This window comes from Cytobacillus sp. BC1816 (genome assembly GCF_051353635.1).
GTDB classification, from domain to species: Bacteria; Bacillota; Bacilli; order Bacillales; family Cytobacillaceae; genus Cytobacillus; species Cytobacillus oceanisediminis_C.
The window spans coordinates 1,886,628-1,899,312 of the sequence record NZ_CP195611.1 but is presented as its reverse complement, the minus strand read 5'-3'; the positions used below and the strand labels follow the sequence as shown (position 1 = coordinate 1,899,312).

13 protein-coding genes are annotated in these 12,685 nt (G+C 42.5%); all 13 read right to left on the bottom strand.

The genetic code is table 11. The annotated features are described in order from the left end of the window. Positions 1–52 precede the first annotated feature (52 nt). The 13 genes from ACR42H_RS09945 to nusA all read right to left on the bottom strand — a co-directional run bounded on the left by ACR42H_RS09945 (position 53) and on the right by nusA (position 12,455). Positions 53–307 carry a YlmC/YmxH family sporulation protein gene (locus ACR42H_RS09945; RefSeq protein ID WP_113881986.1) on the bottom strand — a complete coding sequence of 85 codons (255 nt, stop codon included), beginning with the start codon at positions 305–307 and terminating at the stop codon, positions 53–55. Between the two features lie 147 nt (positions 308–454). Then, positions 455–1,690, bottom strand: a complete 1,236-nt coding sequence (locus tag ACR42H_RS09940; protein WP_113881985.1) for a M16 family metallopeptidase — start codon at positions 1,688–1,690, stop codon at positions 455–457. 40 nt (positions 1,691–1,730) lie between these two features. After that, on the bottom strand, positions 1,731–2,747 hold the full coding sequence (locus ACR42H_RS09935) for a polysaccharide deacetylase family protein (protein ID WP_113881984.1): 1,017 nt from the start codon (positions 2,745–2,747) through the stop codon (positions 1,731–1,733). A 180-nt stretch (positions 2,748–2,927) separates the two neighbouring features. Beyond that, a complete protein-coding gene (gene pnp / locus ACR42H_RS09930; RefSeq protein ID WP_113881983.1) occupies positions 2,928–5,048 on the bottom strand; it encodes a polyribonucleotide nucleotidyltransferase in 2,121 nt (706 codons plus the stop codon). 317 nt (positions 5,049–5,365) lie between these two features. Continuing rightward, positions 5,366–5,635 carry a 30S ribosomal protein S15 gene (rpsO, locus tag ACR42H_RS09925; protein ID WP_009330698.1) on the bottom strand — a complete coding sequence of 90 codons (270 nt, stop codon included), beginning with the start codon at positions 5,633–5,635 and terminating at the stop codon, positions 5,366–5,368. A gap of 122 nt (positions 5,636–5,757) precedes the next feature. Then, a complete protein-coding gene (gene ribF, locus ACR42H_RS09920) occupies positions 5,758–6,708 on the bottom strand; it encodes a bifunctional riboflavin kinase/FAD synthetase (RefSeq protein WP_436375822.1) in 951 nt (316 codons plus the stop codon). A gap of 65 nt (positions 6,709–6,773) precedes the next feature. Beyond that, entirely contained in the window at positions 6,774–7,691 is a 918-nt protein-coding gene (gene truB / locus ACR42H_RS09915; RefSeq protein WP_113881981.1) for a tRNA pseudouridine(55) synthase TruB, read from the bottom strand. A 64-nt stretch (positions 7,692–7,755) separates the two neighbouring features. Continuing rightward, positions 7,756–8,136 (bottom strand): 30S ribosome-binding factor RbfA, encoded by a 381-nt coding sequence (rbfA, locus tag ACR42H_RS09910; RefSeq protein WP_113881980.1) that lies wholly within the window; start codon positions 8,134–8,136, stop codon positions 7,756–7,758. Positions 8,137–8,152: 16 nt separating this feature from the next. Further along, positions 8,153–8,434 (bottom strand): DUF503 domain-containing protein, encoded by a 282-nt coding sequence (locus ACR42H_RS09905; RefSeq protein ID WP_009330702.1) that lies wholly within the window; start codon positions 8,432–8,434, stop codon positions 8,153–8,155. Next, a complete protein-coding gene (gene infB / locus ACR42H_RS09900) occupies positions 8,434–10,677 on the bottom strand; it encodes a translation initiation factor IF-2 (protein WP_113881979.1) in 2,244 nt (747 codons plus the stop codon). The genes ACR42H_RS09905 and infB overlap by 1 nt, the downstream gene beginning before the upstream one ends. 19 nt (positions 10,678–10,696) lie before the next feature. After that, on the bottom strand, positions 10,697–10,999 hold the full coding sequence (locus ACR42H_RS09895; RefSeq protein WP_436375819.1) for a YlxQ family RNA-binding protein: 303 nt from the start codon (positions 10,997–10,999) through the stop codon (positions 10,697–10,699). Next, positions 10,996–11,280 carry an RNase P modulator RnpM gene (gene rnpM / locus ACR42H_RS09890; protein ID WP_113882149.1) on the bottom strand — a complete coding sequence of 95 codons (285 nt, stop codon included), beginning with the start codon at positions 11,278–11,280 and terminating at the stop codon, positions 10,996–10,998. The genes ACR42H_RS09895 and rnpM overlap by 4 nt, the downstream gene beginning before the upstream one ends. 17 nt (positions 11,281–11,297) lie before the next feature. Further along, positions 11,298–12,455 (bottom strand): transcription termination factor NusA, encoded by a 1,158-nt coding sequence (nusA, locus tag ACR42H_RS09885; RefSeq protein ID WP_113881978.1) that lies wholly within the window; start codon positions 12,453–12,455, stop codon positions 11,298–11,300. Positions 12,456–12,685: the final 230 nt, after the last annotated feature.

The window sequence follows — 12,685 nt, the reverse complement described above, 5'->3', positions numbered from 1 at the left end:
GAGATGAGATTTTCATAAAACAAAAAGGACCTAAGAGGCCCTTCATTCAAGATTATTCCTGCTGATCATCATTTTCCGGAATATCAATAATGATCATGTCATTGCCTATCTTTCTTATATGCTGCCATGAAACTCGAATTTCGTCTCCTTGGCGCTTGAAGCCGAACCACTTTAATGACGGAATGAGCAATGCCTGGATCTGTCCATTTTTTTCATTTATTTCAAGATCTGTCTGCCCAAGCACCCCCAGCCGTTCCGCACGCTTCACATCTACGATTTCCTTTCCGCTCAGCTCACTTAATCTCATCCTCTGCCCTCCTCTTTTCTCTTTCTCTATATTTTTATCGTTCTGGGAGAAGTTTTAGAAGTCCAGGACAAAAGAAAACAGCCTGCAATATACAGGCTGTTTCTCTCATGTTAATTTCCGGTTTAGCAACGGGACACAACAAACTTATTAAAGGTTTTTCGGAAGTTCTCCCTCCGGGCTGATTAAAGCAACAGAATAATTGTCTGTGAAAATGGCATTCGCCATGTCGTTCACGCCTTGCATGGAAACTGCATCGATTTCTTCTACAATTTCATCCATAGAACGATGGCGACCCAGCAGCAGTTCGTTTTTGCCATTACGGCTCATTCTGCTGTTTGTGCTTTCAAGGCTAAGCATCAAGCTTCCTTTTAGCTGTTCTTTGCTGTTATTCAGCTCTTTATCTGTAATGCCTTCTTTTTTAAGAGTGGCTAGGGTTTCCTGAATGGTATCAAACAGTACGTCCAGCTGTTTAGCGCCTGTTCCGCCATATAGCGTCACTATACCGCTATCCTGGAAGGCAGAATGATAAGAGAAAACAGAATATGCCAATCCTTTTTGTTCCCTGACATCCTGGAATAAGCGGCTGCTCATGCTTCCACCCAAAATATTATTTAAAACAATCAGATTGTACATATCTTCATGCCCTACCTGCAGCCCCTCGAACCCCAAGCAAAGATGTGCCTGCTCTGTATCCTTTTTACGGGCAAGATGGTTTGAATGAAATTCAGGCTTCTGCTCTGAGCGTTCTCTTTTTCCGCCTTCATAGGATCCAAAATATTTTTCTGCTTCTTTGATGAAAGACTCATCGATATTTCCGGCAATGGAAATCACAACATTTTCAGGTGTGTAGGTTTCATGCATATACTGCTTTAATGTTTCACCATTGAACGTGGCTAGTGTTCCCTCTGTTCCAAGGATCGGATAGCCAAGAGAGTGGTTCTCATAGATTGCCTTACTCAAAAGATCATGTACGATATCATCAGGCGTGTCTTCATACATTTTGATTTCTTCGTAAACAACATTCTTCTCTTTGTTCAGTTCCTCATCCACAAACGTGGAGTTAAAAAACATATCAGAAAGCACTTCAAGAGCAAAGTTAGAATGGGTATCGAGTACTTTTGCGTAATAACATGTATATTCTTTTGAGGTGAATGCGTTCACCTGGCCGCCAATGCTATCAAAGCTCTCGGCAATTTCCCGGGCTGATCTTGTTTTCGTTCCCTTAAAAAACATGTGCTCGAGGAAATGAGAGATTCCATTATTTTCGGGAATCTCGTTTCGTGAACCTGTTCCGATCCATACTCCGATCGCAACAGAACGGACGGTTGGAATGTTTTCTAGTACGACTCTTACTCCGTTTTGGCATGTATATTTCTTGATCAAGTAAATTCCTCCTGTTCTGAAACCCAAAGACATACGTCCATTAGTTTATATTATTATTGTTATTTTTTCCAAAATCCTGATTATTATTTTCCCGATTCTGGATTCTCTTCTCACTTAACAATTCGGATACTGTTCCAATCTGAAGGTTCTTTTGTTTAAGCCCCGTTATAAGTCTATCGAGTGATTTTTCGGTGGAGTCAGTAGGATGCATCAGAATCAGTGCTCCGTTATGGACCTTTGATAACACCCTATTTATCAGCACATCCGGGGATGGCTTTTTCCAATCCACTGTATCAACAGTCCACATAACAGTGCCTAGGTCCTTCTCAGCAGCAATCTTCACTGTTTCATCTCTATAGCTGCCGCTTGGTGGAGCAAACCATGTAATGGGCTTGCTCAGCTTTTCATCCATCGTGGCTTCAATCACATCATTTGTCTTTTGGATTTCTTCCCTTGTTTTAGCAGAAGAGATTACTTTCATATCCGGATGAGTATAAGAGTGGTTGCCCACTTCATGTCCTGCATCCATAATCATTCTGGCAAGTTCCGGATTATTCTTTACCCATCTTCCTTCAAGAAAAAAACTTGCTGAAACATTATGTTCCTTTAAAGTTGCAAGCATACCGGACAAATATTCATTTCCCCATGCCACATTGATAATGAAACTAACCATCGGTTTTTCGGGATGGCCTTTATATACAGGTGACGGAGGGAGATCCTTTAACTTCACCTTCGGTTCAATTTGTTTAAATACAAGCTTATCTTCATTGAACTTCTTCTCTGATTTCATCTTTTTATAAGATGCCTCAACATCTACTTCAATTCCGTTAAGCCCTGGAATGGCTTTCCAAACACGGTCTATTTTTGCATCCTGTGCAGGAATGCTGTATTCATCTTTTTTTGCTGTAATTTCTTCATAAAGTAAATCCTTAGACTTGGAAACAGGTACCGCTCCCGTCTCCTGTTTGAGGCCAGATACATACTGATCAGTAAAAGGATTATTGATAAAAGCAAGTGCCATAACAAACATGATGGCGATATGGATAAACTTTCTCATTCTTCATGCCTCCTTCAATTCATAGTATGATTCAAAGGGACAAGGTAGAACGGAAGCATATTACAAAGGTATAGGGCAAATGCCCCCATGGATATACGTATATGTAAAAAGCCAGGGTTTCCCCTGGCTTCTAGGAAATTCAGCCCAGCAAAATGCTTCTCTTCTAATTAGAGGTTAGTATTATTGCTGTGCTTTTTCCTTTTGCTCACGCTGTTCACGCAATACGGCTTTGCGGGAAAGGTTTACGCGGCCTTGCTTATCGATTTCAGTAACTTTTACTAGAAGTTCGTCACCGATGGATACAACATCTTCCACTTTTCCTACACGCTCTTCAGCAAGTTCAGAAATGTGAACCAAACCATCTTTACCGGAGAAGATTTCAACAAATGCACCGAATTTTTCAATTCGTTTCACCTTGCCAAGATACATTTGTCCAACTTCCACTTCACGGACGATATCTTCAATAATCTTCTTCGCTTTTTGATTCATCTCTTCATTTACAGATGAGATGAATACTGTTCCATCTTGTTCGATATCTATCTTAACGCCTGTTTCTTCAATGATCTTATTGATCTGCTTTCCGCTTGGCCCAATAACATCACGGATTTTATCAGGGTTAATTGACATCATTAGAATCTTAGGAGCATATTCAGACAGCTCTTTTCTTGGCTGCCCAATAGTGCTCAGCATGGAATCAAGAATCTGCATGCGGCCTTTTTTCGCCTGCTGCAAAGCTTCCTCAAGAATCTCACGAGACAAGCCTTCAATTTTAATATCCATTTGCAGGGCAGTAACACCCTTAGAAGTACCCGCCACTTTGAAGTCCATGTCACCCAGGTGGTCTTCCATACCCTGAATGTCTGTCAGGATTGAATAATGTTCGCCTGATTTAATAAGTCCCATTGCTATACCGGCAACTGGCGCTTTAATAGGCACCCCGGCATCCATCATGGCCAATGTACTTGCACAAATACTTGCCTGTGATGTTGAACCATTAGATTCCAATACTTCAGATACTAGACGGATTGTATAAGGGAAATCCTTTTCAGATGGAATGATCGGCTCCAGAGCGCGTTCTCCAAGTGCACCATGACCGATTTCGCGGCGACCTGGCCCTCTGATTGGCCCAGTTTCACCTACACTGAAGTTAGGGAAATTGTAGTGGTGCATGAATCTCTTTTCTTCTTCAATGCCCAGTCCATCAAGAATCTGTACATCTCCAAGAGCTCCTAATGTACATATGCTCAGAGCCTGAGTTTGTCCGCGTGTAAATAAACCGGAACCATGTGTGCGCGGCAGAAGGCCTACCTCTGATGATAGCGGGCGGATAACATCCAATCCGCGTCCATCCGGGCGAACTTTATCTTCTGTGATGAGACGCCGTACTTCAGCTTTAACAATTTTATCAAGAATCTGCCTGATTTGCTTCAGCTTGTCTTCGTCTGCTTCTTCACCTTCATATTTAGCTGTAATTTCTTGTTTAACTGCTTTAATGGCAGCTTCTCGGGCATGCTTCTCCTGCACCTGGATAGCTTGAATCATATCATTCTCACAAATGCCGCGAACTTCAGCTTCAAGGTCCTGATCAACCTGGTATAAAACAACTTCCATTTTCTCTTTGCCGATTTCAGACGCAATTTCTTCCTGGAAAGCAATAAGGCGTTTGATTTCCTCATGGCCAAACATAATCGCCTCAAGCATTGTTTCTTCAGGCACTTCATCTGCACCAGCTTCTACCATGTTAATCGCATCTTTTGTTCCGGCTACAACCAGGCTGATATCGCTCTTCTCGGCCTGATCCACAGATGGATTAATGATAAATTCTCCATCGATCCGCCCTACGCTGACCCCTGCAATCGGCCCGCCGAATGGAATATCCGACACAGAAAGGGCTAATGATGAGCCAAACATTGCAGCCATTTCTGATGAGCAGTTTTGATCCACACTCATCACCATGCTTACAACCTGTACATCATTTCTGAAACCGTCAGCGAATAATGGACGGATTGGCCTGTCAATCAAGCGGCTGGCCAAAATCGCTTTTTCACTTGGACGGCCCTCTCTCTTAATAAACCCGCCCGGAATCTTACCAACAGCATATAAACGTTCTTCATAGTTAACTGTCAGTGGAAAGAAATCCAGATTTTTCGGTTCTTTTGATGCTGTAGCAGTACTTAATACTACAGTATCGCCATAGCGCACTAAAACCGCACCGTTAGCCTGTTTTGCAAGCTGGCCAATCTCAACGGTCAATTTGCGCCCAGCCCACTCAAGGCTGTAGACATGTTTATCTTGTCCCATATTTGTACCCCTCTCTGCTTTCACTTAAGGACAGGCGTCTCTTCTGCCTGGTCCGTTCAATTGTAATTTATCCTGCATTATCTGCAGATAATCCTGCCATGACAGCAGCATAGACTGATATGCTCTGCTTTGCCAGCAGTCCATTTTTATATAAAAGCATGAAATGCTCTTTAATCATAATAAAATTAGGCATCTTATAGTATGCACAATTTTCCCGTTTGCTAAAATAAGAATAACTTATGTATGTACATGATTAGGAACAAAATTCAAGTTTTTAAAGCTAATAAAAAAGCGGGAAAAAATCCCGCTTCTGTTGATTATCGACGTAAGCCAAGCTTATTGATTAACTCACGGTAACGAGCAACGTCTTTGTTGCGAAGGTAAGTTAATAGGTTACGGCGCTTACCAACCATTTTCAAAAGACCGCGACGTGAATGGTGGTCTTTCTTGTGAGTACGTAAATGGTCGTTCAAATTGTTGATTTCTTCAGTAAGGACAGCGATTTGAACTTCTGGAGATCCAGTGTCGCTTTCATGAGTTTTGAACTCATTGATTAGCTCATTTTTACGTTCTTTAGTGATTGCCATCCGGTTCACCTCCTAAATTTTCAATCCCCTGTTACTGAGCAAGCGTCGGTGACTCGACTTGCCAAGCAAAGGTTCATTTGGTACGTTACTTAGAATACAACTTTTTATGACAAAAAGCAAGGCTAAACCCTGTTTTTCTCAAAATATTGCTCAGTCTGCTGTTTATCCTTCGCAATTTGGGCGATTAATTCCTGAACGCCAGCAAATTTCCTTTCGCTTCTAAGATGTTTATGCCATTCAACCGTAACTTTTCTGCCATAAATATCTGAAGAGAAATCAAAAATATGGACTTCAACCGATGGCCTGTCCCCTTTTTCCTTATTGAAGGTAGGTTTGTAGCCAACATTGCATACACCTTCATACCAGTTGCCATCTACTAAGAATCTCACAGCATATACACCTGGCGGAGGAATGATGCAGTCATCCGAAACATCCACGTTCGCAGTAGGAAAGCCGATTGTACGGCCTCTCTTATCGCCATGGATAACGGTTCCTGATGTTTTATAATATCTTCCTAAAAGGTCGGGAAGCTCAGCTGTTTTCCCTTCCCGGATGTATTTCCTTATTAGCGTAGAGCTGATTTTTTCGTCATCTTTTGCAAGCTTTGCAACGACCGAATAATCAAATTGATCCCTTGAATGAAACAATAGAGTTTCCATTGTACCGCGCCCCATCCGCCCATAGGAATAATCAAAGCCTGCTACAACATGCTTTGCATTAAGACCAATCAGGTATTGATCAACAAACTCCTGCGGCAGAAGATTTGCAAACTCTCTTGTAAAATTGATGATAAACAAATAATCTGTGCCCAGATCAGCCATGATAGCAATTTTATCCTCAAGAGGCGTAATATACTCCACATGCTGAACGCTTTTCCCCAAAATAACCGATGGATGCGGGTCAAATGTCATAACGGCACTTTTTAAGCCTTTATGTTCAGCTATTGATTTTGCTTCACGGATGACTTTCTGGTGACCCAGATGAACACCATCAAAGTATCCAAGTGCTATTGCCATTTCAGGAAATTCAGTTCTATCCATTCGATGGGGATGATTTATATGAATAACTTCCATATTATTGATTCACCTTTTTCTACAGAGCCTGGACCTATAAAAATGCACAGCTTTCTAACGAGTGCTTATTGATCATTTCTTAACACCTTTACTGGCTTCATCATGCCAGGTTTGCGTGGATGATGCTCATAGATAGCCAGCACGAGGCCTGCATCTGTTTCCACAGCAATTGGCCCTTCAGTGTTATGCAAATGATCAGGGATAGTTAATACAGCCCCATTTTTTACTTTCTCTGCTACTTTATCACTTATTTGAAATTTCGGCAAATGAGAGAGCGCGGCTTCCATAGGACGAAGAACCTCGACCATTGTCCCCTTCTCCACTCTTTCTTCTATTTCTTCAAAAGTCAGGCAATCATCGAGTGTCAATGAGGCAGACTGGATTCTAACCAGCTCAGACATATGGGCAGGGTATCCCAGTTCACTTCCAATCATGACAGCGAGCGTACGTATATATGTTCCTTTGCTGCAGGCTACACGGAAACGGAAGGTAATATTCTCACCCTCAAACATTTTTCTGTCATCGAGCAGTTCGATAGAATAAATAGTAACTTTTCTGGACGGCCGTTCCACTTCTATTCCCTGTCTTGCATATTCATAGAGGCGTTTCCCATTCACTTTTACTGCTGAAAACATGGGAGGTGTCTGAGTAATTTCCCCGGTCAGACTTTGAAGTACTTCCATTATCTGATTTCTGGCAATAGGTGCTGTAACATCTTTTCTTTCCACGACTTCTCCTGATGCATCTTCTGTTGTCGTAGAATAGCCTATTGTGACTTCTCCCTCATACGACTTTCCTGCATCTGTTATGTATTCAGCCACCTTTGTTGCCCTCCCGAGGCAGATTGGGAGTACTCCAGTTACGTCTGGATCGAGTGTGCCAGTGTGGCCGATTTTTTTCATCCGCAAAATCTTCCGCAGTTTAAAGACACAATCATGGGATGTCATTCCTTTAGGTTTAAAAAGCGGCAAAATTCCTTCCATATTATGTACCACCTTGTCTCTGTGATTAGAAAAAAATGGATAGACAAAATGTCTATCCATTCCATTATTCTTCTTCTTTGGAGCGATCCTCATCTTTGGAACGGCCTTCGTCCTGAATTTGATGGAGCAATGATTCTATACGGTTACCGTAGTCGATTGATTCATCAAATTCGAAAAGAATTTCCGGCGTTTTTCTCAGACGGATTCGCTGGCCAATTTCAGATCGGATAAAGCCTTTTGCTTTAGCCAGGCCGCGAAGAGTATTTTCCCTCTGTTCCTCATCACCCAGAACTGAGATAAATACGGTTGCCTGCTGGAGATCCCCAGTAACTTGAACATCGGTGACTGTTACAAATCCAACCCGCGGGTCCTTTATTTTCCTGCCGATGATTTCGCCCAGTTCTTTTTTCATTTGTTCTCCAACTCGATTTGCTCTAAGGCTCATTCTATTTCACCTCTTCTTAAAGCCACTCTAAATCTGTAATTGTCCGTTCTATTTCCGGGAACGAATCAATCATCTTCAGCGCATTTTGCAGCTCGTGTTCCGTTGAAACCTGGGTGGACGAAACGGCCACAATGGCAATTTTTGTCCGTTGCCATAGGTCCTGATAGTCCACCTCAGATACAGATACATTGTATCTTTGCTTCAGCCGGGTTAGAATCCGCTGCAAAACAGCCCGTTTTTCTTTCAAAGAATGTGTGTCATAAATGATACATTCACAGGCTGCAAGCCCAATTATCATTAACGTTCCACTTCTTCCATAATATATGCTTCGATAACGTCGCCTTCTTTAACGTCATTGAAGTTTTTGATGGTAATACCGCATTCATAGCCTTGGGCTACTTCTTTAGCGTCATCTTTGAATCGCTTGAGAGCATCAACTTCCCCTTCAAAAATAACAACTCCATCGCGGATTAAGCGGACACCGCTGTCACGAGTGATTTTTCCGTCTGTGACATACGAACCGGCAATGGTACCGATTTTTGAAACTTTGAATGTCTGGCGTACTTCAGCCTGGCCGATGATTTTTTCTTCGAACTCAGGATCAAGCATACCCTGCATGGCCAATTCAATTTCCTCGATTACTTTGTAGATAATGCGGTGCAAGCGGATGTCTACATTTTCTGCATCTGCCGCCCGTTTCGCATTATTGTCAGGTCGAACATTGAATCCGATCACAATAGCATTGAAAGCCGCAGCTAAAGTGATGTCAGACTCGTTAATGGCACCGACACCTGTATGCAGGATACGAACATTAACACCTTCTACATCAATTTTATGAAGAGCAGCTGTTAATGCTTCCGCTGAACCTTGAACATCCGCTTTTACAACGATGTTTAAGTCTTTCATTTCCCCTTGTTTCATATGTTCAAACAAGTTATCAAGACTTACGCGTGTTTTTTCGTTTCTTTGAGCCTGCAAGGCCTGCTGGGCACGAGCTTCACCAATCTGGCGGGCTGTCTTTTCATCATCAAGAACAGCAAAGCGATCACCAGCTTGAGGTACATCGTTAAGACCTGTAATTTCAACAGGTGTTGAAGGTCCGGCAGTTTTCACCCGGCGGCCAAGATCATTAACCATTGCACGGACACGGCCAAATGAGTTACCGACAACGATTGGATCTCCTACCTTCAATGTACCATTTTGCACAAGAAGGGTCGCAACTGAACCGCGTCCTTTGTCAAGCTGTGCTTCGATAACTGTACCAACGGCATTGCGGTCAGGATTTGCTTTGTATTCTTCCACTTCACCTACAAGAAGAATCATTTCAAGCAGTTCATCAATTCCATCGCCTTTAATAGCTGAGATTGGAACAAAGATTGTGTCTCCGCCCCATGCCTCTGGAACTAGGCCATGTTCAGTCAATTCCTGCATAACACGGTCAGGATTTGCTGCTTCCTTATCCATTTTGTTAACAGCCACAATGATTGGTACTTCTGCTGCTTTTGCATGGTTGATTGCTTCAACCGTTTGCGGCATTACACCGTCATCTGCTGCAACAACGAGAATTGTAATATCGGTAATTTTCGCACCGCGGGCACGCATAGTCGTGAACGCAGCGTGTCCAGGAGTATCCAGGAAAGTAATCTTCTTGCCGTTTTCTTCAACTTGATATGCCCCGATATGCTGAGTGATTCCGCCTGCTTCTCCTGCTGTTACTTTTGTGTTGCGGATGGAGTCAAGCAATGTTGTTTTACCATGGTCAACGTGTCCCATGATGGTTACAACAGATGGACGTTCCACTAGTTCGGCATTTTCATCTTCTGAGAAGTATACTTCAAGATCAGTTGTATCAACCAGTATCTCTTCTTCTACTTCCACACCGTATTCACCTGCAATCAGCTCAATGGCATCTTTATCAAGTTCCTGGTTAATGGTTGCCATAACACCCAGCATGAATAGCTTTTTAATGATTTCAGAAGGTTCGCGGTGCAGCTTCTTTGCCAGTTCCGCTACAGTCAGTGATTCGCTGAAAGTTATTTTTGAAGGAAGCTCCTTCACCTTTTTAGGAGCTGGGGCCACATGAGTCTGCTGCTGCTGTTTGCCTTTGTTGTTTTTATTCTTATTGTTGTTTCGGTTATTGTTTCGGTTGTTGTTATTGTTTCTATTGTTGTTATTATTGTTTCTATTGTTGTTATTGTTGTTATTGCCCCGGTTATTGCCGGATTGGCTGCCCTGCCCCTGGTTTCTGCTTTCACCTGATTTATTCTGGGGCTTGCCTTTAACAGCTGTTGAATTCGCAGCACTATTATTTGAAGCTGGTTTTTGATTTCCTTGCGGTTTTTGCTGATTTTGAGGTTTGCTCTGTTTTTGAGACTGGCTGTCATTCTTGATAAAGATGCCGTCAAGTTTCTGGACTGCAGCCGGCTCAATTGTAGTCATATGATTGGAAACCTCAATATTCATGTCTTTTAATTTTGTAATAACATCCTTGCTTGAAATGTTATGTTTTTTCGCATATTCATATACACGCATTTTACTCATACTTTCACCCCCGCTAGTATTAATCGAGCAACGTTAACAGCTTTTTTGCAAATCCGGCATCTAACACTGCCACAACAACGCGGGCTTCTTTCCCTATAGCCTTACCAAGCATTTCCCGGTTTTGAATCAGCTTATAAGGAACCCCGAATGATTTACATTTATCTGTAACTTTCTTTGCCGTATTTGCGGATGCATCTGCAGACAGCAAAACAAGCTTTGCTTTGCCATTTCTGATATCTTTAACAGCAAGCTCTTCTCCCGAAGTAATTTTCCGTGCCCGATTGGCTAAGCCAAGCAATGACATCCATTGATTTGAGTTCATTTGGATTGCCGTTTCTCCTTCTCTATTAACTCCAAGAGTTCTTCATAGATAGCATCACCTATGGAAACTTCTAAATGATTGGCTAAGATATTCTTTTTCTTTGCTAATAAAACTGCTTCCTTTTCTTTGGAAAGATAAGCCCCGCGCCCTGATTTTTTTCCGGTCGGGTCTACAGATACTTCCCCTTCTTTGGAGCGAACGATGCGAACGAGTTCTTTTTTCGGCCTCATTTCACCGGTAGCGACACATTTTCGCAAAGGAACTTTTTTACGATTGTTCACGATCATTCACCTCTTCCCTATTCTTTTCCCTCTAAAAGATCATCCTGAAGATCGAAGTCTGCCGCATTTTCGTAGTCTTCGTTTTCATAACCATCATTATCAAAGTTCAGCAGTGTTTCATCCCGCGGAAAGATTCCGGCTTCACGGGCATCTGTTTCTGATTTGATGTCAATTTTCCAGCCTGTAAGCTTGGCTGCAAGTCTTGCATTCTGACCGCGCTTTCCGATTGCCAGCGATAGCTGATAATCCGGGACTACAACTGTTGTTGCTTTGTCATCTTCATTTACAATTACGTCAAGCACCTTTGAAGGACTAAGTGCATTGGCAACGAAAACTACCGGATCTGAAGACCACTTTACAATATCAATTTTTTCGCCCTTAAGCTCATTTACTACCGCCTGTACACGTGTCCCCTTAGGGCCTACACACGAACCTACCGGATCTACTTCTTCATTGTCTGAATGTACGGAGATCTTAGAACGGTCTCCTGCTTCACGCGCAACAGATTTGATTTCAACAGTTCCATCATAAATTTCTGGAACTTCAATTTCAAATAATCTTTTCAGCAGGCCAGGATGCGTTCTGCTAACAAAGATTTGTGGTCCTTTTGTCGTCTTTTCTACTTTTGTAATAAAGACTTTAATGCGGTCATGGGGCTGATAACGCTCATTTGGCATTTGTTCGTTCGCCGGAAGGATCGCTTCAATCTTTCCAAGGCTCACATAGATGAACTTAGGATCTGTACGCTGAACAATTCCCGTCATGATATCTTCTTCACGGTCGATAAATTCAGAATAAATGATGCCTCTCTCCGCTTCACGGACACGCTGTGTAACAACCTGTTTGGCCGTTTGGGCAGCAATTCGCCCAAAGTCCTTAGGAGTTACTTCCATTTCGACGACGTCTTCCACCTGGTAGTTCGGGTTGATCTTTTGAGCATCTTCAACTGAGATCTCAAGACGCGGATCAAATACTTCATCCACTACCTCTTTGCGTGCAAAGACTCTCATCGTTCCGTTTCCTAGGTTTAAATCAATGCGCACATTCTGTGCCTGGTTAAAGTTTCTGCGGTAGGCTGACACCAATGCAGCTTCAATTGCTTCGATAATCACATCGCGAGAAATGCCTTTTTCTTTCTCAAGCAATGTCAGAGCATCCAAAAGTTCACTGCTCATGAGATTTATATCCCCCTTTAATTCTCTTATAAAATGATCAACTCTGAGTAGCAATTGCTTATATTAATAAGACAAGTAAGTATTGGTTTTTAAACGTCAATAACTGTCTAGCTCCAGCGCCTACCCCCTAAGTGGCCACAACCCGGTCCTCCCCCAAAAGGCAAAGGACGCCTTTCCGGTAGGCCCGACTTGTGCTTGTCGAGGGTGGGCAAGGCGCTTCCGCTTTTCTT

Bases quoted from the DNA above. Each gene is read 5' to 3' on its own strand.
- ribF (WP_436375822.1), bottom strand. From the start codon at position 6,708: ATGGAAGTTATTCATATAAATCATCCCCATCGAATGGATAGAACTGAA.
- rbfA (WP_113881980.1), bottom strand. From the start codon at position 8,136: ATGAGCCTTAGAGCAAATCGAGTTGGAGAACAAATGAAAAAAGAACTG.
- truB (WP_113881981.1), bottom strand. From the start codon at position 7,691: ATGGAAGGAATTTTGCCGCTTTTTAAACCTAAAGGAATGACATCCCAT.
- nusA (WP_113881978.1), bottom strand. From the start codon at position 12,455: ATGAGCAGTGAACTTTTGGATGCTCTGACATTGCTTGAGAAAGAAAAA.
- ACR42H_RS09905 (WP_009330702.1), bottom strand. From the start codon at position 8,434: ATGATAATTGGGCTTGCAGCCTGTGAATGTATCATTTATGACACACAT.
- infB (WP_113881979.1), bottom strand. From the start codon at position 10,677: ATGAGTAAAATGCGTGTATATGAATATGCGAAAAAACATAACATTTCA.
- ACR42H_RS09945 (WP_113881986.1), bottom strand. From the start codon at position 307: ATGAGATTAAGTGAGCTGAGCGGAAAGGAAATCGTAGATGTGAAGCGT.
- rpsO (WP_009330698.1), bottom strand. From the start codon at position 5,635: ATGGCAATCACTAAAGAACGTAAAAATGAGCTAATCAATGAGTTCAAA.
- ACR42H_RS09935 (WP_113881984.1), bottom strand. From the start codon at position 2,747: ATGAGAAAGTTTATCCATATCGCCATCATGTTTGTTATGGCACTTGCT.
- ACR42H_RS09895 (WP_436375819.1), bottom strand. From the start codon at position 10,999: ATGAACTCAAATCAATGGATGTCATTGCTTGGCTTAGCCAATCGGGCA.
- pnp (WP_113881983.1), bottom strand. From the start codon at position 5,048: ATGGGACAAGATAAACATGTCTACAGCCTTGAGTGGGCTGGGCGCAAA.